The 22093-nt window shown below is 64.6% G+C and carries 17 protein-coding genes and 2 pseudogenes; 8 read left to right on the top strand and 11 right to left on the bottom strand.

The window, feature by feature from the left end; translation table 11 throughout:
* The first annotated feature begins 9 nt into the window (after nt 1-9).
* The 3 genes from FNL56_RS06955 (at nt 10) to FNL56_RS06945 (ending at nt 5428) form a co-directional block, all read left to right on the top strand.
* Nucleotides 10-687 (top strand): Crp/Fnr family transcriptional regulator, encoded by a 678-nt coding sequence (locus tag FNL56_RS06955; RefSeq protein ID WP_168203064.1) that lies wholly within the window; start codon nt 10-12, stop codon nt 685-687.
* Between the two features lie 478 nt (nt 688-1165).
* A complete protein-coding gene (locus tag FNL56_RS06950; RefSeq protein ID WP_143572210.1) occupies nt 1166-3127 on the top strand; it encodes a methyl-accepting chemotaxis protein in 1962 nt (653 codons plus the stop codon).
* Nucleotides 3128-3352: 225 nt separating this feature from the next.
* Nucleotides 3353-5428: an ATP-dependent helicase gene (locus tag FNL56_RS06945; RefSeq protein WP_143572209.1), complete on the top strand. Its 2076-nt coding sequence runs from the start codon at nt 3353-3355 to the stop codon at nt 5426-5428.
* A gap of 162 nt (nt 5429-5590) precedes the next feature.
* Here the strand turns inward: FNL56_RS06945 and FNL56_RS06940 are convergent, their stop codons facing one another.
* The 8 genes from FNL56_RS06940 to FNL56_RS06905 form a co-directional block, all read right to left on the bottom strand.
* The gene (locus FNL56_RS06940) at nt 5591-7270 is read right to left on the bottom strand and encodes a thiamine pyrophosphate-binding protein (RefSeq protein WP_168202869.1); all 1680 of its coding nucleotides are present in this window, start codon (nt 7268-7270) and stop codon (nt 5591-5593) included.
* A 98-nt stretch (nt 7271-7368) separates the two neighbouring features.
* Nucleotides 7369-7692 carry a hypothetical protein gene (locus tag FNL56_RS06935; RefSeq protein ID WP_143572207.1) on the bottom strand — a complete coding sequence of 108 codons (324 nt, stop codon included), beginning with the start codon at nt 7690-7692 and terminating at the stop codon, nt 7369-7371.
* A gap of 85 nt (nt 7693-7777) precedes the next feature.
* Entirely contained in the window at nt 7778-8701 is a 924-nt protein-coding gene (gene cbbX / locus FNL56_RS06930; protein WP_143572206.1) for a CbbX protein, read from the bottom strand.
* Nucleotides 8698-9123, bottom strand: coding sequence for a ribulose bisphosphate carboxylase small subunit (locus tag FNL56_RS06925; protein WP_143581854.1), 426 nt, complete (start codon nt 9121-9123; stop codon nt 8698-8700). The genes cbbX and FNL56_RS06925 overlap by 4 nt, the downstream gene beginning before the upstream one ends.
* Nucleotides 9124-9134: 11 nt before the next feature.
* Nucleotides 9135-10598 (bottom strand): form I ribulose bisphosphate carboxylase large subunit, encoded by a 1464-nt coding sequence (locus FNL56_RS06920; protein WP_143572204.1) that lies wholly within the window; start codon nt 10596-10598, stop codon nt 9135-9137.
* Nucleotides 10599-10641: 43 nt separating this feature from the next.
* Entirely contained in the window at nt 10642-11724 is a 1083-nt protein-coding gene (fba, locus tag FNL56_RS06915) for a class II fructose-bisphosphate aldolase (RefSeq protein ID WP_143572203.1), read from the bottom strand.
* Between the two features lie 32 nt (nt 11725-11756).
* Nucleotides 11757-12632: a phosphoribulokinase gene (locus FNL56_RS06910; RefSeq protein WP_143572202.1), complete on the bottom strand. Its 876-nt coding sequence runs from the start codon at nt 12630-12632 to the stop codon at nt 11757-11759.
* A gap of 8 nt (nt 12633-12640) precedes the next feature.
* Entirely contained in the window at nt 12641-13675 is a 1035-nt protein-coding gene (locus FNL56_RS06905) for a class 1 fructose-bisphosphatase (protein ID WP_143572201.1), read from the bottom strand.
* Nucleotides 13676-13830: 155 nt separating this feature from the next.
* Here FNL56_RS06905 and FNL56_RS06900 point away from each other — a divergent pair, with 155 nt between their 5' ends.
* Nucleotides 13831-14787: a LysR substrate-binding domain-containing protein gene (locus FNL56_RS06900; protein ID WP_143572200.1), complete on the top strand. Its 957-nt coding sequence runs from the start codon at nt 13831-13833 to the stop codon at nt 14785-14787.
* Nucleotides 14788-14840: 53 nt separating this feature from the next.
* A complete protein-coding gene (locus FNL56_RS06895; RefSeq protein ID WP_143577652.1) occupies nt 14841-15512 on the top strand; it encodes a biliverdin-producing heme oxygenase in 672 nt (223 codons plus the stop codon).
* 118 nt (nt 15513-15630) lie between these two features.
* Here the strand turns inward: FNL56_RS06895 and FNL56_RS06890 are convergent, their stop codons facing one another.
* Together FNL56_RS06890 and hemF are read right to left on the bottom strand one after the other, a co-directional pair.
* Nucleotides 15631-16134 carry a TspO/MBR family protein gene (locus tag FNL56_RS06890; RefSeq protein ID WP_143572198.1) on the bottom strand — a complete coding sequence of 168 codons (504 nt, stop codon included), beginning with the start codon at nt 16132-16134 and terminating at the stop codon, nt 15631-15633.
* Nucleotides 16131-17024, bottom strand: coding sequence for an oxygen-dependent coproporphyrinogen oxidase (gene hemF / locus FNL56_RS06885; protein ID WP_210245481.1), 894 nt, complete (start codon nt 17022-17024; stop codon nt 16131-16133). Before hemF ends, FNL56_RS06890 begins: the two co-directional genes overlap by 4 nt.
* A gap of 153 nt (nt 17025-17177) precedes the next feature.
* Between hemF and hemE the strand changes: the two genes are divergently transcribed.
* Nucleotides 17178-18224, top strand: a complete 1047-nt coding sequence (hemE, locus tag FNL56_RS06880; protein ID WP_143581853.1) for a uroporphyrinogen decarboxylase — start codon at nt 17178-17180, stop codon at nt 18222-18224.
* A 76-nt stretch (nt 18225-18300) separates the two neighbouring features.
* On the opposite strand, the gene FNL56_RS06875 is transcribed toward hemE, so the two are convergent.
* Nucleotides 18301-19290, bottom strand: a complete 990-nt coding sequence (locus FNL56_RS06875) for a L,D-transpeptidase family protein (protein ID WP_143572196.1) — start codon at nt 19288-19290, stop codon at nt 18301-18303.
* A gap of 330 nt (nt 19291-19620) precedes the next feature.
* Between FNL56_RS06875 and FNL56_RS28765 the strand changes: the two are divergent.
* Together FNL56_RS28765 and FNL56_RS06870 are read left to right on the top strand one after the other, a co-directional pair.
* Nucleotides 19621-20232, top strand: a pseudogene (locus FNL56_RS28765) (PAS domain-containing protein); the annotation flags it as partial.
* A gap of 78 nt (nt 20233-20310) precedes the next feature.
* Nucleotides 20311-21941, top strand: a pseudogene (locus FNL56_RS06870) (ATP-binding protein); the annotation flags it as partial.
* Nucleotides 21942-22093 lie beyond the last annotated feature (152 nt).

Below are 22093 nucleotides of genomic sequence, written 5' to 3'. Positions count from 1 at the left end.
CGAGCGATGTTGGACAAGATGCCCAAGGACCAGTTCGATCCGAAGAGCTTTCTCGCCCATGTCGGTCACGGCAAGACGATCACCGAGTACAGGAAAAACCAGATGATCTTCTGCCAGGGCGAAAAGGCGGAAGCGGTATTCTTTATCCAGAAGGGCCGGATCAAACTCACCGTGCTCTCCGAGCAAGGCAAGGAGGCGGTCGTCGGCATTCTGGAGGCTGGCCAGTTCTTCGGCGAGGGTTGCCTGACCGGCCATCCGCTCCGCATCGCCACGACGACCGCGCTGGAAGACTGCGTCATCACCTCGATCACCAAGACCGCGATGATCGCTACGCTGCACGACGAGCCGGCCTTTTCCGAAATGTTCATTACCTATCTGCTGACGCGCAACAGCCGGATCGAAGAAGACCTGGTCGATCAGTTATTCAATTCGAGCGAAAAACGGCTGGCGCGACTGTTGCTGATCCTCGCGCATTTCGGCAAGGAAGGTCGCCCGCAGCCGATTGCAGTGGAGCTGAGCCAGGAGACGCTGGCGGAGATGATCGGCACCACGCGCTCGCGCGTCAGCTTCTTCATGAACAAGTTTCGCAAACTCGGCTTCATCAGCTACAATGGCAAGATCGAAGTGCACAACTCGCTGCTCAACGCCGTGCTGAATGACAAGCCGCACATCGAGCGAGACAATTAGCAGGCGCGCCACGGGCGCTCGCTCCCGGCGAACACCTGTGCAGTTTCGAGCAGCGAATCACCTGAATCTTGATGAATTTCTCCCAACTATACCAGTGCGCACGCATGTTCATGCCTGATCGAGGGTGCGCCGATGCCACATCCGACACCGTATTCGCGACAGTTTGACGCTATCCGGGCGGGCGTTTGCCCGGCTGTTCGAATCGCCTGGCACCGGGTCCCGGCCGCGTACCTGCGCCGGCAACGAACCGCCGACGGACAACCGGAGCGGCGGCGACGATTCCGCCAACACGCAGTCTGGTACCACGTCGGCTGCGACGGGCACCTAGCCTCGCTTCCAAACCCTACTAAATTACCTAAGTCATTGTACTAAAAAGCAACCTCCCTTCAATTAAAAGCTCCTTCACGGGATTTCCGTAGTTTATCGACCGGAACAACCGCCGCGCAGCAACTGCTACCCGCGGAAGAAGGGGCATCTGATGCACGCACTACAGTCCATTTCGGCTCGTATGATCGTGGCTATTTCCCTGGTAGCAGCCGGATCGTGTGGCGTACTGGCGGCTTTCAGCATGTGGCAGCAGCAGAGCATCGTCGATACCGCCCTGCAGCGTGAATTGAGCAACGATTACGCGAACATCACCGCAGCCATGAACGCCGAGACGCGCACCAATCTGGCCGTGGCCGACGTGCTGGCATCGATGCAGCAGATCAAGGACATCCTGCGCGCCAAGGATCGCGCCGCGGCGATCGCCTTTCTCAGCAACCCCTACCAGAAGATCAAGGCGCGTGGCCTCGAATTGATCACGCTCGCCACGCCGCCCGGCACCGCCTTTGCCCGCAGCCACAATCCCGGCACGTTCGACGACGACATGACCGGGCGGCGCAAGATGCTGGCGCAGGCGATCGCGACGAAGAAGGCGCTTGGCGGCGTCGAGGTCGGCCGCGATGTGCTGAACGTGTTCGGATCGTCGCCGGTGATGGACGGCGACATTGTGCTCGGCGCCGTCGATGTCGGCGCGCCGTTCGGCAAAACCTTCGTCGAAACGATGAAAGCGCGCTTCAACGTCGATATCGCGATCCACCAGCTCAGCGGCGACGCAGCCAAGACGCTGGCGTCCACGATGTCGGCCGGGCCTGCGGATGCGGCGATCCTTCGCCGCGCGCTGGCCGGCGAGACCGTGATGCAGTTCGGCGAGCTGAACGGCAAGGCCTCCGCCACCGCCTTCGGCCAGATCAAGACCTTCTCCGGCGAGCCGGTCGCGGTGTTCGAAATCGAGCGCGACGCATCGGCCTACCGCACCCTGACCATCACCGCGCTGACCTGGCTTGCGATCATCTCGGGATCCGTTCTGCTGGTCGCCGGCCTGATCGCGGTGTTCATTGGCCGCAGCATGGCGCGTCCGATCAAGGCGCTGGACGCCGCGATGCGCAGCATCGCTGCCGGCCAATATACGGTGGCGATCCCGGGTGCCGGCCGCAACGACGAGATCGGCTCGATGGCCGGCGCCGTCGAGATCTTCAAGAACGGCCTGATCGAGACCGACCGGATGCGTACTGCGCAGGAGCAGACCCGCGAGCGCAGCCAGCAGGAACGCCGCGAGACGATGGACGCGCTTGCCAGCCGCTTTGAAAGCGGCGTCGGCAGTGTCGTCGGCGCGGTAGGTTCCGCCGCCGGCGAATTACGCAGCACCGCACAGTCGATGGCTGCGACCGCCGAGGAATCGACGCGGCAGACCGCCGCCGTGGCCGCCGCTTCCGAAGAAGCCACCCAGAGCGCCCAGGCCGTTGCCGCAGCGATCGAGGAACTCAACGCCTCGATCAGCGAGATCTCCCAGCAGGTCAACGAATCTGCCCGCGTCGCCGGCGAGGCCGTCCATCAGGCCAACACCACCAATTCCGAAGTGCAAAGCCTCGCCGAAGCCGCGCAAAAAATCGGCGACGTCGTCAGGCTGATCAGCGAGATCGCGGCCCAGACCAATCTGCTCGCGCTCAACGCCACCATCGAGGCGGCGCGCGCCGGCGAGGCCGGCCGCGGTTTCGCCGTGGTCGCCTCCGAAGTGAAGGCCCTGGCGACGCAGACCTCGAAGGCCACCGAAGAGATCTCGGCGCAGGTCGGCGCGATCCAGAATGCCACCAAGGCCTCGGTCGGCTCGATCCAGGGCATCAGCACGACGATCGGCCGCGTCAGCGAGATCGCGAGCGCGATCGCCGCGGCGGTGGAGGAACAGGGCGCCGCCACGCTGGAGATCGCCCGCAACGTGGCAGACGCCGCGCGCGGCACCGGCGAGGTCTCGCAGAATATTGCGGGGGTCAACGACGCCGCCCGCGAAACCGGCCTCGCCGCCAGCCGCGTGGTGGAATCCGCCGCCGACCTGTCGCGCAATGGCGAAGACCTCAAGACCCAGGTCGATGCCTTCCTTCGCGAAGTGCGGGCGACGTAAGGCGCGAGCCACAAACTCAATGTCGTCCGCGCGAAAGCGGGGAGCCTAGACTCCGCCGGAGTAATTGAAACGGCAGAGAAATGGCTACGGTGCTCGAACTGCTTTTCCAGCGTGTATGGGCCCAGGCTTTCGCGGGGACGACAGCTGAGAGGCCGGCACACCAATACCCACCATTGCGAACAAAGCGGGAATCAGCGAGCGTGATTCGTCACCTCGGATGATCCCTTGCCTGCACCCGCCACCTATCTCGACACCCTGAATCCGGAACAGCGCCGCGCTGTGGAACATGGCGTGCTGTCGCGCCATGCTGCGCCGGCCGGCCCGCTGCTGGTGATCGCCGGGGCTGGCTCCGGCAAGACCAATACGTTGGCGCACCGCGTCGCGCATCTCATCGTCAACGGCGCCGATCCGCGCCGCATCCTGCTGATGACGTTTTCGCGCCGCGCGGCGTCGGAGATGAGCCGCCGCGTCGAACGCATCGCGCGAAAGGTGATGGGGACAAACGCCGGCGTGATGACCGATGCGCTGCACTGGGCCGGCACCTTCCATGGCATCGGCGCGCGCCTCTTGCGCGACTATGCCAAACAGATCGGGCTCGATCCCGCTTTCACAATCCACGACCGCGAGGACGCCGCCGACCAGATGAATCTGGTGCGCCACGAACTCGGTTTCTCGAAGACCGAGGCCCGGTTTCCGACCAAGGGCACATGCCTCGCGATCTATTCGCGCTGCGTCAACGCCGAGGCCGGCCTCGAAGAGGTGCTGGGCGCGAACTATCCATGGTGCGCCGGCTGGGCCGCCGAGCTGCGTGAACTGTTCGCGGCTTACGTCGCCGCCAAGCAGAAACAGAACGTGCTCGATTACGACGACCTGCTTTTGTACTGGGCGCAGACGATGACCGAGCCGTTGCTTGCCGCCGATATCGGCGACCGCTTCGACCATGTCATGGTCGACGAATATCAGGACACCAACCGCCTGCAATCCTCGATCCTGCTGGCGCTGAAGCCCGGCGGACGCGGCCTCACCGTGGTCGGCGACGACGCGCAGTCGATCTATTCGTTTCGCGCCGCCACCGTGCGCAACATCCTGGATTTTCCCGGGCAGTTCTCGCCGGCAGCCGACATCATCACGCTGGACCGCAACTATCGCTCAACGCAGCCGATCCTCGCCGCCGCCAACGGCGTGATCGATCTGGCGCGCGAACGCTTCACCAAGAACCTGTGGACCGACCGCGCCTCCGGCATAAAGCCGCAGCTGGTTGCCATCCGGGACGAAACCGATCAGGCGCGCTGCCTGGTCGAGCGCGTTCTGGATCTCCGGGAAAGCGGCACGCGGCTCAAGGAGCAAGCCGTTCTGTTTCGCACCTCGTCGCACTCCGGGCCGCTGGAAGTGGAATTGACCCGGCGCAACATTCCGTTCGTGAAATTCGGCGGACTGAAATTTCTCGATGCCGCGCACATCAAGGATGTGCTGGCGCTGCTGCGCTTCGTCGAAAACCCGCGCGACCGCGTCGCCGGCTTCCGGCTGATGCAGCTGATGCCCGGCGTGGGACCTGCCTCGGCGCAGCGCGCGCTCGATCACATGGCGGCGGCGGCCGATCCGATCGGCGCGTTGCTGGATGCGCCCGCGCCGAAACGCGCCGGCGACGACTGGCGCGGATTCGTCGAGGTGGTGACCGAACTGCGCGCCGGACGCGCCGGCTGGCCGGCGGAGCTGGAGCTAGCGCGGACATGGTACGAGCCGCATCTCGACCGCATCCATGAAGACGGCATGACGCGCCGCGCCGACCTGATCCAGCTCGAACAGATCGCCTCGGGCTATCCGTCGCGCGAGCGCTTTCTCACCGAGCTGACGCTGGACCCGCCGGACGCTACCAGCGACCAGGCCGGCGTTCCGCTGCTCGACGAGGACTATCTGATCCTGTCGACCATCCATTCCGCCAAGGGTCAGGAGTGGAAGTCGGTCTATGTGCTGAATGTCGTCGATGGCTGCATGCCGTCCGATCTGGGCACCGGCACCTCCGCCGAACTGGAAGAGGAACGCCGCCTTCTCTATGTCGCGATGACGCGCGCCAAGGACGAGCTGCATCTGATGGTGCCGCAGCGCTTCTTCACCCACGGCCAGAATGCCCAGGGCGACCGCCACGTCTACGCGTCGCGCACGCGCTTCATCCCGGACCGGCTGCTGCACCTGTTCGAGCGTACGAGCTGGCCGATGGCGAGTGCCGAGACGGCCTCGCGCGCCGCGACGCAAGGCGTGCGCTTCGACGTCGGCGCACGGATGCGCGGTATGTGGCGGTGATTCTTTCTTCCTTCTCCCCTTGTGGAAGAAGGTGGCGCGGACGAAGTCCGCGACGGATGAGGGGTGTCTAGGCTCGGAGCGCGCGGCTACACCTCACCCGTCTCGACCGCTCCGCGGTCGATCTACCCTCTCCCACAAGGGGAGAGGGAAGAACAACCGGAACTACAAATTCGCCGCGCCAAAAATCTCGTGGTACCAGTCCGCGACCAGCGCCGGATTGATGCGACCATCGACGATGAACACGCCCTGCGCACCGTCAGCGACCCAGCGCTGCAGCGGCGCGAGATCCTGCAGCGTGCGTACCACCACGCCGTCGGCGCCGTAGCCACGCGCAATCGCCGCGAAGTCGGTGACCGGGAATTGCGCCATCGCGCCGGAATAGCCTTCCGGCACGAAGTGATGCACCTCGGCGCTGTAGGCGCTGTCGTTGTAAATGAAGATGCACAGCCGCCGCTTCAGCCGCACCGCGGTTTCCAGCTCGGCGATCGCCATCAGGAAACCACCATCGCCGACGGCGAGCACCGTCAGCCGGTCGGGCTGCACCACGGCCGCGCCGATCGCGCCGGCTAGGCCAAGCCCGATCGACTGGAACGCGATCGGGATGCACCAGCCGCGCATGTCCGGCACCGAGAGATAGCGCGCCACCCAGCCGACGAAATGCCCGCCATCGACCACGACCGTGCGATCCTTCGGCAGGATGTCATCGACCGCCTTGGAGAGCGTGCGCGGATCGATATGGCCGGCATCGCTGGTGTCTTCATAGGCAAAATTGCGGTTACTCCTGGCGATCATGATCGCGGCGACCTCGGGCGTGCGCCAGCCCGGCAGGTCGTCGCCCAGCGCCGCCAGCACGGCAGTTGCAACGGCGGCAGCATCGCCTTCGAGTTCGAGATCGACCGGGCGATGCACGCCGATGCGGCCGCGCTCGACGTCGATCTGCACCAATTGGGCGGCGTCGGAAATCAGCCTGCCCTTCTTGGTGGTCCACATATTCAGCGACATGCCGAACGCCATGAGCATGTCGCTCTGCGCCATCAGCTCGGCCGTGGCCGGCGAGGAAAAGCCGCCGGCGACGCCGAGATTCCAAGGGTGGCCGCTGAACATGCCATGCGCCTGCACCGAGGTCGCCAGCAACGCGCCGGTGCGGTCGGCCAGTTCGGTCAGCAGCGCTTCGGCGTCCGCCACGACGGCGCCGTGGCCGGCGAGGATCAGCGGCTTCTTGGCCGCGCGCAACGTGGCAACGAGTTCATCGAGCCGCTCGGAATTGACCGGCGGCGTCTTTGTGATCGGCGCGTGCTTGCTGCCGAGTTTCGCTGCGACCTTGATCTCCTGCACATCAACCGGCAGGCTGAGCACCACGGGCTTGCGCTCGCGCAGCGCCAGCAACCCCGCCTGCCAGGCATCCTCATAGGCCGTCATCGGATCGGCGATCTGCCGCCAGATGCCGCCGACGGCGTGGACCAGCTCGGCCTGATGGAAGGCGAAAGCCGAGCGCGTATCACCGCGCACGACGTCACCGGCCAGCACCAAGAGCGGTGTGTCGGATTTGGCGGCCTCGCCGATTCCGGTGATGGCATTGGTGAGGCCTGGCCCCGCGGTGACGCTGGCGACCGTGAGGTCGCGCGTCAGGCGCGCCGCGACGTCGGCCATCGACACCGCGCCGCCTTCGTGGCGCGCGGCGATGAACTCGACACCGAGATCGGTGAGGCCGAGCGTGACCTTGAAATTGGCGCCACCGACCAGACCGAAGCAGCGTCTGGCGCCTAGATCGGCGATGGCCCGCGCCACTTCACGCCAGACCGGCGTCAGGGTGGCATCGTCAGCGGGAGATGTCGGGGTCATGGGATCTCTTTGCGCCGGTTGCGATGCCCACGACCATTCAAGGATCGGGCCAACTGCTTTAAGGTTAAAGCATTGGCAGCCAATGGGGCAAGCGCGACTCAGGCGCGGCCGGCGATCACCATCGATTCCAGCCCGTCGGGGCGCTTCGGTGCGGCAGCCTCCTCCAGCGATGCGAGCAGCATCTCGATATCGACATCGGGCAGCGGGCACCAGCCACATGGGCATTGCCCGTCGAGATGCGCCGAGGCGACCTCGCGGTAGGTGCGCCCCAGCGCGGCGGCCATCATATGCATCACCAGCGTCGGCGGCAGCCGCGACGTGTCGAGCACCCGACAGAAATTGGTCATTACCGTCTGGTCGAGATAGGTCTGCGCCGAACGCTCGTCGGTGATGTCGGCGACCTTGGCGGGCTGTGCGCTCATTCGTGTGTCCTTTGCGACCCCACGAATTCCTACGGCCTGCGCCCGCCTCGCTCAATCTCTTTCGGGCTTGTTGTTTTAGAAGCCCTCAATCTCCGTGATTTTGAACCGCTCCAAACACCCGGCTGGCCAGCACGTCGGAGGGCTCGATCGACATGATATCATCCGTGGTGAGCTCGCGGTCGAGATCGGCGACCAGCCGGTTGGCCTGCCGCAGCCGGATACGGTCCAGCGCATTGCGGATCGAGCGCGCATTGGAAAACAGCGGCTGCGTCTTGCGCAAACCTATATAGCGCACGAAGGCGTCAGCGGATTCCAACGTGAACTTGTAGTTCATCTCGCGCAGCATCAGTTCGGCAATCGCAAACAACTCCGTGTCGGAATAGTCCGGAAAGTCGATATGGTGTGCGATGCGCGAGCGGAAGCCGGGATTGCTGGCGAAGAACTTGGCCATGCGGTCGCCGTAGCCGGCCAGGATCACCACCAGGTCCTCGCGCTGGCTTTCCATCACCTGCAGCAGGATCTCGATCGCCTCCTGGCCGTAGTCGCGCTCGTTGTCGGGGCGGTGCAGATAATAGGCCTCGTCGATGAACAGCACGCCGCCCATCGCCTTCTTCAGGATCTCCTTGGTCTTCGGCGCGGTGTGGCCGATATATTGCCCGACCAGTTCGTCGCGCGTCACCGACACCACATGGCCGCGGCGGACGAAACCGAGCTTGTGCAGGATGGCGGCGATGCGTAGCGCCACCGTGGTCTTGCCGGTGCCGGGGTTGCCGGTGAACGACATGTGCAGCGTCGGCACTTCCGCACTCAGATTCATCCGCTTGCGAATCCGCTCGATCAGCAACAGCGAGGCAATCTCGCGGATTCGCGTCTTCACCGGCTTCAGCCCGATCAACTCCCGATCGAGCTGCTCCAGCACGTCGCCGATGCCGACCTCGTTGAACTCGCGGCGCAGGTCGATGCGCTCGACCGACAGCTCAGCGGGTTCAGCAGGCGCCAGCGCGGTCATGACCCACCATAACGCTGGCCCTCGGGAGAATCGACGGCGTAGGACGTGGTCGTGTAGCGGATGTTGCGGCCATCGACCTCGTGACGCTCCAGCCGGAAGCCGGGCTCGTTCTTCGGCCGGTTGACGATGAAGGACAGGCGCACCGACTCCCAGCCGTGGCTGGCGTCGAACGCCGACAGCCGGATGTAGCGGTCGCCACAGACCTTGCGGCATTCGGCGAGCTCCATCATCACGCCGGCGGCATCGCGCAGGTCGAACATCGGCAGCCCCCACATTTCCCAGAAATTGTTCCGCGGGTGCGGGTCGTCGGTGAATTCGAGATTCACCGCCCAACCGTTCTGCAGGCAATACTGCACCTGGCTGGTGATCTGCTCGTCGGTGAGATCGGGCAGGAATGAAAAGCATCCTTGGGTCAGACGCATCATTATTCTCCTTACATGGCCACGCTGGCGGTGGGGACATAGTCGGGCGTATCGGTGGATTCATAGTTGAAGGTGACGTTCTTCCAGACCTCCAGCGCCGATTTCAGCGGCGTACAGGTCAGCGCCGCCTTGGCCAGGATTTCCGGGCCCTCGTGCAGATAGTCGCGGCCCTCATTGCGGGCGAAGATCATCGCCTCCAGCGCGACGCGGTTGGCGGTGGCGCCCGCCTGGATGCCCATCGGATGGCCGATGGTGCCGCCGCCGAACTGCAGCACCACGTCCTCGCCGAGATGGTCGAGCAACTGGTGCATCTGGCCGGCATGGATGCCGCCGGAAGCGACCGGCATCAGCTTGTTCAGGCTAGCCCAGTCCTGCTCGAAGAATACGCCGTGCTCGAGTCGCATCGGGTTGTGGTCCTCGCGGCAAATGTCGTAATAGCCGCGCGTCGTCGCCGGATCACCCTCCAGCTTGCCGACCACGGTGCCGGCATGGATGTGATCGACGCCGGCCAGCCGCATCCATTTGGCGATGACGCGGAACGAGACGCCGTGGCTGCGCTGCCGCGTATAGGTCGAATGCCCGGCGCGGTGCAGATGCAGGATCATGTCGTTCCTGCGCGCCCATTTGGCCATCGACTGGATCGCGGTGTAGCCGATCACCAGATCGATCATGATGATGACGGAGCCGAGCTGTTTTGCGAATTCGGCGCGCTCATACATGTCCTCCATGGTGCCGGCGGTGACGTTGAGATAGGTCCCCTTGATCTCGCCGGAGGCGGCCTGCGCCTTGTTGACGGCCTCCATGCAATACAGGAACCGCTCGCGCCAATGCATGAAGGGCTGCGAGTTGATGTTCTCGTCGTCCTTGGTGAAATCCAGCCCGCCCTTCAGCGCCTCATAGACAACGCGGCCGTAGTTGCGGCCGGACAGACCCAGCTTCGGCTTGACGGTGGCGCCGAGCAGCGGCCGGCCGAACTTGTCCATCCGCTCGCGCTCGACGACGATGCCGGTCGCCGGCCCCTGGAACGTCTTCACATAGGCGACCGGCAGCCGCATGTCCTCGAGCCGCAGCGCCTTTAGCGGCTTGAAGCCGAACACATTGCCGATGATCGACGCCGACAGATTAGCGATCGAGCCGTTCTCGAACAGGTCCAGATCGTAGGCGATATAGGCGAAATACTGACCAGGCGAATTCGGGACGGGATCGACGCGGTAGCATTTGGCGCGATATTTCTCGGCCGCCGTGAGACGATCGGTCCACACCACGGTCCAGGTCGCGGTGGAAGATTCGCCGGCCACCGCGGCGCAGGCCTCGATCGGGTCGACGCCATCCTGCGGCGTGACGCGGAACAGCGAGATGATATCGGTGTCCTTCGGCACGTAATCGGGCTCCCAATAACCCATCTTCTTGTATTCCATGACGCCGGATACGTAGCGATCCTTGCCGCGGACCGTAATCGATGCATGCTCGTTCATGACAGTCTCCAGTGGGTTATGTGCGGTCGGATCGTGAGCGAAATCATTCGGCGGCTTCGGCCATGCCAATCTGCGGATCGAGCGCGCCCGAGCGATAGCGCCGGGCCATTTCGGCCAGCGGGATCACCTTGATCTTGGAGGCGTGGCCGGCGGTACCGAACTGCTCGAAGCGTTCGCGGCACAACTCGCGCATCGCGTCCATGGCCGGCTTGAGGAATTTGCGCGGATCGAACTCGCTCTTGTTCGAGGTTGCGACCTTACGGAACATGGCGGTCATGGCGAGGCGGCAGTCGGTATCGATATTGACCTTGCGCACGCCATGCCGGATGCCGCGCACGATCTCGTCGACCGGCACGCCCCAGGTCGGCTTCATCTCGCCGCCATATTCGTTGAACATGTCCTGCAGCGGCTGCGGCACCGAGGACGAGCCGTGCATTACCAGATGGATGTTCGGCAGCCGGCGGTGGATCTCCTCGACGACATTCATCGCGAGAATCTCGCCATCCGGCTTGCGCGAGAACTTATAGGCGCCGTGCGACGTGCCCATCGCGATCGCCAGCGCATCGACCTTGGTCGCGCGGACGAAGTCGACGGCCTGGTCGGGATCGGTCAGCAGCTGATCATGGCTGACCTTGCCCTCGACGCCGTGACCGTCCTCCTGCTCGCCGCCGCCGTGCTCCAGCGAGCCCAGCACGCCGAGTTCACCCTCGACGGAAGCGCCGATCCAGTGCGCCAGTTCGACGACGCGACGGGTGATATCGACGTTGTAATCGTAATCGGCGGCGGTCTTGGCGTCGGCCTTCAATGACCCATCCATCATCACCGAGGTGAAGCCGTACTTGATCGCGGTGGCGCAGGTAGCTTCCTCATTGCCGTGGTCCTGGTGCATGCACAGCGGAATCTGCGGATACATCTCCTCCAGCGCGTCAATCATCCGCGCCAGCATGATGTCGCCGGCGTAAGATCGCGCGCCGCGCGAGGCCTGGATGATGACCGGCGCGTCCACCGCGGCCGCCGCGTCCATGATGGCGAGGCCCTGCTCCATATTGTTGATGTTGAACGCCGGCACGCCGTAGCCCTGTTCCGCGGCGTGGTCGAGCAATTGTCTCAGCGTGATACGTGCCATGGTCTCCGCTCCCTCATTGACGTTGAGTTCTGCTATTTCGCCCCGCGCTTGCGCTCGATGAGCTGAAGGATCAGCGGCGTCAGGATCAATTGCATCGCCAGGTCGAGCTTGGAGCCATGAATGACGATGGAATTGGCGCGCGACATGAAGCTGTGCGGGATCATCGACAGCAGATAGGGAAAGTCGATGCCGCGCGGCGTCTTGAAGCGGATCACCACCATCGATTCATCCGGCGTGGGAATCCAGCGCGCGATGAACGGGTTCGACGTGTCGACCAGCGGCACGCGCTGGAAGTTGATGTCGGTGTCGGTAAATTGCGGGCAGATGTAATGGATGTAGTCGGGCATCCGGCGCAGGATGGTATCGGTCACGGCCTCGGTGGAATAGCCGCGGTCGCTTCGGTCGCGGTGCAGCTTCTGGATCCATTCGAGATTAATGACGGGGACGACACCGATCTTGAGATCGGCATATTGCGCGACATTGACCTTGTCGGTGACGACGGCGCCGTGCAGGCCCTCATAGAACAGCAGGTCAGATTTTTCCGGCAATTGCTGCCATTCGGTGAAGGTGCCAGGCACGCCGCCATGCCGCGCAGCTTCGATATCATCATGGATGTAATAGCGGGTCCGGCCAGTGCCGGTGGCGCTGTAGTCGCGGAAGGTGGTTTCCAGCTCCTCGAACAGATTGGTTTCGGGACTGAAATGGCTGAAGTGCTTGTTGCCGCGCTCGGATTCTTCCGCCATCCGGGCGCGCATGTCGAGACGGTTATAACGATGGAAGGCATCGCCCTCGATATAGGCCGCCTCGACCTTCTCGCGGCGAAAGATCTGCTCGAAGGTGCGCTTCACCGAGGTGGTGCCCGCGCCTGACGAGCCGGTGATCGAGATGATCGGATGCTTTCGCGACATGAACGCCCCTAGACACGGAAAAGACCTCGTCGCGCGAACAAAGGATTGGCCTTGGTCGCGGCGGCAGGATCCACATGCAGATTTTCGATCCGCCGCACCTTGTTGATCGAACCCATGATCAACGGCACACGCTGGTGGATGGCGTTGGGAGATAGATCGAGGATGCGCTCGCGGCCGGTGGTGGCGGCGCCGCCGGCCTGTTCGACGATCATGGCCATCGGATGCGCCTCGTAGAGCAGCCGCAGCCGGCCCTCGCCATAGCCCTTGCGGGCGTCGGCGGGATACAGGAACACGCCGCCGCGGATCAGGATGCGATAGGCCTCCGCCACCAGCGATGCGATCCAGCGCATATTGAAGTTCTTGCTGCGGGGACCGTCCTCACCGGCCATGCACTCATCGACGAAATCGCGCACCGGCTGTTCCCAATGGCGATAGTTCGACGCGTTGATGGCGTATTCCGCGGTATCCGCCGGGATCCGGACCTGGCGGCGGATGAGCTTGTAGCCGCGCTCGGCGCGGTCGAGCGTGAAGATGTCGACGCCCTCGCCGAGCGTCAGCACCATTGAGGTCTGCGGGCCATAGACGATGAAGCCGGCCGCGATCTGCGCCGTGCCGGGGCCGGTGAACGGCGTCTCGCCGGCTTGGTGCGGCATGATCGAGAAGATCGTGCCCACCGTCATGTTGGTCTCGATATTGGACGAGCCATCGAGCGGATCGTAGGCGATCGAGATCGGCGCCGAGGCGTCGCCATCCTCATGCGTCTCGGCTTCCTCGGAGGCCAGCGCCGCAAAGGGCACCGATTGCAAGGCGTGCCGGATGATCTGGTCGGCGCGAACGTCGAGGTCCTTCTGCACATCGCCGTCGGCATTCTCGCCGCCGTGCGCCGCGCCGGTTATGCCGGCCAGCGCGCCGCGGCCGATCAGGTCGGAGATCTCGATCGAGGCCGTCGCAAACGCGTCCACCGCCGCGGCTACCGCCAGCCGCACGGGATCCTGCCCCGCGAAAGATTTGGTATGCTGAAACAGCGTCAGATGGTCGGTCATGGTCGTCTCCCAGGAAATGCTCCGCCCCTTCTGGCACGAGGCGTTGTGGCATTGACCCGCCCGAAGGCGACCACTCCTGTTGCCCACAGATATTGACGCACGGTGGTAAATAAGGGAAATTTCATTATCTACGACATGATGAAAGTTTTTGTTATATGCCCAAACGCTTTCGCGACGTCTCGATCCGGCAGCTACGGGCGCTCGCGGCGCTGGCCGCGAACGGCAGCATCACCGCCGCCGCGAGCAAGCTGAACCTCACCCAGCCGGCGGTGACGCTGCAGCTGCGCAATCTGCAGGCTCTGGCCGAGCTGCCGCTGATCCAGCGCAGCGGCGACGGCATGCTGCTGACCGACGCCGGGCGCGAAGTGCTGGCGCTGACCGAACGCATCGAGGCGGCGATGGCGGCCTGCGCCACGGCGCTGGAAATGATGGCGGGCAAGACCGCCGGACGGATCTCGATCGGCGCGGTGTCGACCGCGAAATACTTCGTGCCGTTCGCCATCTCGGGGTTTTCCAAACTGTATCCCGACATCGAGGTGCGCCTGACGATCGGCAACCGGAAGGACATCGGCGCGGCGCTGCTCGGCTACGATCTCGACTTCGCCATCATGGGACGGCCGCCGGTCGATATCGAGATGGACGTCCGCCTGATCGGCGACCACCCGCATGTCATCATCGCGCCAACCGGGCATCGCCTGGCGCGAAAGCCGCATCTGGCGCTGAGCGATCTCGCCGGCGAGACGTTTCTCACCCGCGAGCCCGGCTCCGGCACGCGCGGGTTGATGGAGCAATTGTTCGGCGCCGCCGGCATACGGCCGCTGATCGGCATGACGATGAGCAGCAACGAGACCATCAAGCAGGCGGTGATCGCCGGGCTCGGCATCGCCTTCATCTCGGCGCATACGGTGGCGACCGAGCTCGACGAGCGGCGGCTTACGATGCTCGACGTGGTCGGGCTGCCGATCATCAGGCAATGGTTCGTGGTCTCGCGCCAGGACAAGGTGCTGCTGCCGCCGGCGCAGGCGATGCGACAGTTTCTCGGCGAGCGCGGCGCGGAGTTCCTGCCGCATACGCGACGGCGGCGATTGACGCGACCGTCAAAGCAGGATTGATCAATTGATCGTCTGACGTCAGGCTATGGCCTGTCGGATATCAAGGATGCGCCATGACCGACCAGCCCAGCGAAGCCGCCCCCGAAAGCGTGGTCAACGCGCTTTACTTCGGCACCAAGACCCTGCACGTCGAAGCCGAACGATCCGGCGTCATCAGCGACCTGCTGCGCGGCGAGGCGAGCCGCGACGGCTACATCCTGCTGCATCGCAATCTGCTGACGGCCTATCAGGCACTGGAGCGCGGACTCGAACACCACCGCGCGACGCCGAGCCTGAAGGCACTCGCGCAGTACCGGCTGGAGCGCTCGGCTGCCTTGGAGGCCGACCTGGTGGCGCTGTGCGGCGGCAGCTTTGCCGGCATTCCAATATTGCCGGAAGGCGAACGCTACGCGCAGCGCATCGACGCCTGCGCCGACGGCGACGGCGCGCGGCTGATCGCGCACGCCTATACGCGCTACCTTGGCGACCTCAATGGCGGCCAGATCCTGAAGCGCCTGCTGATGAAAAAGCCGGGACTGCGAGCGGCGGAGTTATCGTTCTACGATTTCCCGGACGCGCCCGATCTGACGGCGCTGAAGACCGACTATCGCAACGCCCTCGACCAGGCCGGCACGCTGGTCGCCGATCCGCAGGCAGTGATCGACGAAGGCAGGCTCGCGTTCCAGCTCAATATCGAACTGTCCTGGGCGGTGCAGAACGCTTTGCTGCCGGAAGCGGCGAAATAGCAAAGCCCGCCGAAGATTTTTGATACTTCGACCAGAATTCGAAGGTCGCAGCTCGATCGTCCCCTCTCCCACAAGCAGCGCAGCTGCGTCCGGGGGGAGAGGGGAAAAGAACGGCGCCTCAGCCGAATGGCGGGTTGAGGCGGACGATCGTGAAATTCAGGAACGCGGCGAACGAGACCCATAAGAGATAGGGCAGCAGGCACAGGCTCGCCGTCTTCGACAGCCGCCAGAACACCACCATCGGCAGCGCGATCGCCAGCCACAGGAAGCCGACTTCGGCCAGCGCCCAGTCCGGCCGCTTCAGCGCGAAGAACAGCGCACTCCACAGCAGGTTAAAGCCGGCATTGACAGCAAACAGGCCGATGATCCAGGCGTGCTGCGCTCTGTCCGTCGTGGCGCGCCAGACCGATACTGCGGAGACGACGGCGAGCGCAAAAATCGTCGTCCACGCCGGGCCGAACACCCAGTTCGGCGGCTGCCAGGACGGTTTAGTCAGGCCGCGATACCATGGGCCGATGTCCGTGAGCAAGCCGCCGATCGTGATGACGGCAAACGCGGCCAGGGTGGCGACCAGCAGCGGCTTCCACACGGGCCCGCGGGCAGCGGCGCGCAACTCCGTCATGCCCAACTCACCAGCGGCGGCATCGAACTCAGGATGGTCTCGATATTGCCGCCAGTCTGCAGGCCGAACACGGTGCCCTTGTCGTATAAGAGGTTGAACTCGACATACAGTCCGCGCAGCGCCAGTTGCTGCGCGCGCTCAGCGTCGGTCCACGGCTCCATCATGCGGGCGCGCACGAGCTTCGGATAGATATCGAGAAACGCCGAACCGACATCGCGGGTAAAGGCAAAGTCGTTGTCGAAATTTCCGCTGTTGAGGTGGTCGTAGAAAATGCCGCCGACGCCGCGGGCCGTGCCGCGATGCGGCAGGAAGAAGTAGGTGTCGGCCCAGGCCTTGAACTTCTCATAATAGGCGGGATCGTGGGCGTCGCAGGCTTTACGCATGGCCGCATGAAAGGCGATGGTGTCCGGCGCCTCGGCGGTGCGCTGCTCAGGCAGCATCGGCGTCAGGTCGGCGCCGCCGCCGAACCAGCCCTGCGAGGTCGACAGAAACCGCGTGTTCATGTGCACGGTAGGCACGCGCGGGCTGCGCGGATGCATGATCAGGCTGATACTGGTCGAGACATACTCGAGCTCGACGCCGTCGCCGGGCATCACCTTGGCCATTTCAGGGGTCAGCCGGCCATTGGCGGATGACGTATGGATGCCGATCTTCTCGAACAGCCGGCCGCCGCTCAGGAAGCCGCCGGTGCCGCCGCCGCTCCCGGTCGCCCGCGTCCAGGGCTTGTAGGTGAAGGTGGCGGGTTGGCCGGGGAACACCTCGCCGGGCGCCTCCCGCTCCAGCGCCTCGACCTCGGCGCAGATCTGGTCGCGCAGCGACTCGAACCAGACTTTGGCTTGAGCGCGCTGTGGCTCGGCGGGATGGCTGGGATCGGGAGTCATCTGGTCCATGCGGTGTTGTTACGTCAATGAACGCGACTTTTCCAGCGTCGGCGCGTTGGGTTATCGTAACGACCCTTGCCGCGTTGCAGTATGTACTTGCCGCGCCAACAGCCGTATCAGAAAATCATCCTTCGCGCCGTCGCCAACCCGGAAACCGCCGCCTTGACCCAGTCCCCGACCGCCAAACCGTTCCTCGACGTGCTCCATGGCCAACGCCAGACCGTGCCCCCGCTATGGATGATGCGGCAGGCCGGGCGCTATCTGCCGGAATATCGCGAAGTCCGCGCCCAGGCCGGCGGCTTTCTCGACCTCTGCTTCAATCCCGATTTTGCCGCCGAAGTGACGCTACAGCCGATCCGGCGGTTCGGCTTCGACGCCGCGATCATTTTCTCTGACATCCTGGTGATCCCCTACGCGCTCGGCCGCTCGGTGCGCTTCGAAGTCGGCGAGGGCCCCAGGCTCGATCCTCTGGACACGCCGGAACTGGTGGCAACGCTGAACCCGCAGGCCGACTTCGGAAAGCTCGAGCCGGTCTACGAGGCGCTGCGCCGGGTTCGCGCCGCGCTCGACCCGAAAATCACGCTGATCGGCTTCTGCGGCGCGCCGTGGACGGTGGCGACCTACATGGTGGCGGGCAAGGGCACGCCGGACCAGGGCCCGGCGCGGATGATGGCGTACCGTCATCCCGACGCCTTCGCGAAAATTATCGACGCGATCGTCGAGAACTCGATCACCTATCTGCTCAGCCAGCTCGCCGCCGGCGCCGACGTGCTGCAGATCTTCGACACCTGGGCGGGCATCCTGCCGGCGCGCGAATTCCAGCGCTGGTCGGTGGAGCCGACCAGGCGCATCGTCGAGGGCGTGCGCGCCAAAGTGCCGGGCGCGAAGATCATCGGCTTTCCACGCGGCGCCGGCGCGATGCTGCCGGGCTATGTCGAGGCGACCGGCGTCGATGCCGTCAGCATCGACTGGGCGGCGGAGCCCGCGTTCATCCGCGAGCATGTGCAGAGCAAGGTGGCGGTGCAGGGCAATCTCGATCCGCTGGTGCTGATCGCCGGCGGCGACGCGCTCGATCGCGCGATCGACGACGTGCTGGCGAATTACGCCGGCGGGCGGTTCATCTTCAACCTCGGCCACGGCATCCAGCCCGAAACGCCGGTGGCGCATGTCGAACAGATGGTGAAACGGGTGCGGGCTTTTCGAGGGTAGTTGTTTTGCACCGGCCATGCGCCCCCTCGCCCCCTAGCGAAGCTTCGCTTCGCTAGGGGGCGAGGTAAGAGCGCATCTACTTTGCCGCCTGCTTGCCATCGATGAAGCTGACCTCGACGCCCTTCTTCACGGACGCGGCCAGCCGCGCCACGTCCCAGTTGGTCAGTCGCACGCAGCCATGCGAGTCGCTCTTGCTGACGCGCGAGGGATCCGACGTTCCATGGATGCCGTAGCTCTTCTCCGACAGTCCGATCCAGGTGCTTCCGACCGGATTGTTCGGGCCGCCCTGGATACGGAAAGGCTTGGTCGATTTCACGCCCTTGAACTTGTATTTCGGATCGTAGCGATAGGTCGGATTGGCATCGATCGAGACTATCTTGAGCACGCCGGACGGCGTCGGCTTTTCCTCGCTGCCGACGGACGCCGGATAGAACGCGACCAGTGCATTGTCCTTGTCGAAGGCCTTCACGGTCTGGCGCGTCTTGTCTACCTCGATGCGCGAGACCATGAACGGTGCACTCGCGCCGGGATTGACGATGACGATGCTGTCGCCGGCCCGATCGAATTTCTGCTTCGGATTGAGTTCGGTCAGCAGGTCCTGGCTCATGTGAAACCGCTCGCCCAGCGCCTCCCTGGCGCTGGTGTAACCCAGCGACTTCAAGCCCTTCATGTCTTCCATCTTGACCGGCAGCTTATCGAGGAACGGCCCCTTCACGTCCTGCTCGGTGAGGACATAGTCCGTCGTGACGGGATCGCTCGCCTGCGCCTGCAGCTTTGTCCAGATTTCCGGCGTCAGCGCCTTGCCCGACGGCAGGCTGTTGGCTTCGGCGAAGGCCTGTAGAGATTTTTCGACATTGTCGCCGAAATGACCGTCGATCTCGCCCGGCGAGAAATGCGCGCGGTCGAGCAGTACCTGCACCTTGACGGCGAGCGCGGTAGGCCTGTCCCCGGCGGGAATCTTGCCGGTAAAAGCCGCAGCGTTGATCGTATCCGGGCTAAGTCCTGCAGCGAACAGCGGGCCGCTCGCCAGTAGCGTCAATCCGAAAGCCGCAATCAATCGTCGCATCTGTTTGCCCTGGGTATATCGACGCGCGGTTGGGGCGCGTGGGACAAGACCGCGAAGCGATGGGAGTTCCATCGCCGCTTCAATCGGCCGTCGTGACAGCCCATTCGATAGCTGTTAGTAGCCTCTGTTCTTCCCCCGTCCTCGTGACCATCGGACTTTCCGCTGCCCCGCACCCGTTCGCCAGACCGCCTGCTGCGCGCGCTGCTCACCTTCGAGCCGCCCGTAGCGGCACGCTACGCGCTGGCAACACTGGCCGTCGCCGTCGCCACCCTGATCCGCGCAGCCCTGCCGGTCACGGGGGTGCCTTACCTGCCGTTTTTTCCGCTGCTGATGGCGACCGGCTTCGTGCTCGGCTTCGGCCCGGGGCTGTACGCGACATTGCTATCGGCGGCGATGGCGACCTGGCTGTTCGCCGGGGCGGGCAACGACATCGGCGACGGCGACATCTGGTTTGGCGGCGTGCTGTACGCGCTGGTCGGCACCTTCATGGTGGCGGTCTGCGCGGCCCTGCGCACCGCGCTGCGCAACCGCGACGCCGACATCGCGGCGTTGGTCGAAACCGAAGACCGGCTGGCGCAGAGCGAGGAGCGCCTGACGGCGGCGCTCGGCGCGGCCGGGATGATCGGCGTGTGGGACTGGGACCTGAAGGGCGATGTGGTGCACTCCGATGCCAATTTCGCCCGCATCTACCATGTCGATCCGCAGCTGGCCGAGGCCGGCGCGCCCATCTCCACCTTCGTCGGCAGCTTTCATCCCGACGACGTGCCAGTGTTCCAGGCCACGCTGAAACGGGCCATGGACGGCGCCGATGATTTCGCCTGCGAATACCGCATCCGGCAGCCGGACGGATCGATCCGCTGGATCCTGGCCCGCGGCCGGGTGATCCGCGATCGTGCCGGCCAGCCCGCACGGTTGCCGGGGGCTGCGATCGACATCACGGATCGCAAGGCTGCCGACATCCGCCAGCAGGCCCGGGTCGCGCTCGACGACCGGCTGCGCGATCTCGACGACATCGCCGAGATGTCGTTCGCCGCCGCCGAAATCCTTGGCACCACACTGCAGGTCAGTCGCGCCGGCTACGGCACCATCGATCCCCGCAACGAGACCATCCACATCGAACGCGACTGGAACGCGCCGGGCATCAAGAGCCTCGCCGGCGTGCTGCATTTCCGCGACTACGGCTCTTACATCGACAATTTGAGGCGCGGCGAAACCGTAGCGATCGGAAACGTGTATGACGACCCGCGCACCGCGGCGGGCGGCGACGCCCTGAAGGCGATCAGCGCGCAGTCCTTCGTCAACATGCCGGTGACCGAACAAGGCGGCTTCGTGGCGTTGTTCTATCTCAATCACGCCGAACCGCGCCCCTGGAGCGCCGACGAACTCGAACTGATGCGCGACTTCGCCGAGCGCACCCGTACCGCAATCGAGCGTCGCCGCGCCGAACAGGATTTGCGCACGCTGGCGTCGTCGCTGGAACTGCAGGTCGAGGCACGCACGGCCGAACTGCGCGAGAGCGAGGCCAGCCTGCGGCAATCGCAGAAGATGGAAGCGGTCGGCCAGCTCACCGGCGGCGTCGCGCATGATTTCAACAATTTGCTGCAGGTGATTTCCGGCAATCTGCAACTGCTCGGCCGCGACATCGCGGACAATGCCAAGGCGCAGCGCCGCGTCGACAACGCCAGCGCCGCGGTCGCGCGCGGCGCCAAGCTGGCCAGCCAATTGCTGGCGTTCGGCCGCGGCAGGCGCTGGAGCCGAAAGTGATCAATATCGGCCGGCTCGTCACCGGCATGGACGAGCTGCTGCGGCGCTCGCTTGGCGAGGCCGTGGAGATCGAGCCGGTGGTTTCCGGCGGGCTGTGGAATACGCTGATCGATCCGACCCAGGTCGAAAACGCGCTGCTCAACCTGGCGATCAACGCGCGCGACGCCATGCGCGACACCGGCAAGCTGACTATCGAGGTCGGCAACGCACATCTCGACGACACCTATGCGCGCACCCACGACGACGTGGCCCCCGGGCAATATGTGGTGCTGGCGGTGACCGACACCGGCACCGGCATGCCGCCGGAAGTGCTGGCGCGGGTGTTCGAGCCGTTCTTCTCCACCAAGCCGGAAGGCCATGGCACCGGGCTGGGGCTCTCGATGGTCTACGGCTTCGTCAAGCAGTCGAAGGGCCACGTCAAGATCTACAGCGAGGTCGGCCAGGGCACCACGATCAAGCTGTACCTGCCGCGCGCCGACCGCAGCGAGGACGTCATCGCGCCGGCCGAAAACACGCCGATCGTGGGCGGCACCGAGACCATCCTGATCGCCGAGGACGATGCCGGCGTACGCGCGGTCGCGGTCGATCTGCTCACCGAGCTCGGCTACCGCGTGCTGACCGCGCATGATGCGGCGAGCGCGCTGGCTATCGTCGAGAGCGGCGTGGCGATCGACCTGTTGTTCACCGACGTGGTGATGCCCGGTCCGCTCAAGAGCCCGGAGCTGGCGCGCCGCGCGCGCGAGCTATTGCCGAAGCTCGTGGTGCTGTTCACCTCTGGCTACACCGAGAATGCCATCGTCCACGGCGGTCGCCTCGACGCCGGCGTGGAGCTGCTGCCGAAGCCCTATACGCGGGAATCGCTGGCACACAAGATCCGGCGGGTGCTGGAGAAGGTGTAGGCCTGCGCGGACAAGCGTCTCGCTCTTTCTTCCTTCTCCCCTTGTGGGAGAAGGTGGCGCGGACGAAGTCCGCGACGGATGAGGGGTAGCCATGAAGCTCGGTGTCTTTGGCTACCCCTCACCCGTCTCGAATGCGCTGC

The sequence above is a fragment of the Tardiphaga sp. vice304 genome (assembly GCF_007018905.1).
In the GTDB taxonomy this organism is placed as follows: Bacteria; Pseudomonadota; Alphaproteobacteria; order Rhizobiales; family Xanthobacteraceae; genus Tardiphaga.
Note: the sequence above shows the minus strand (reverse complement) of the source record. Positions and strands in the feature narration are given on the sequence as shown.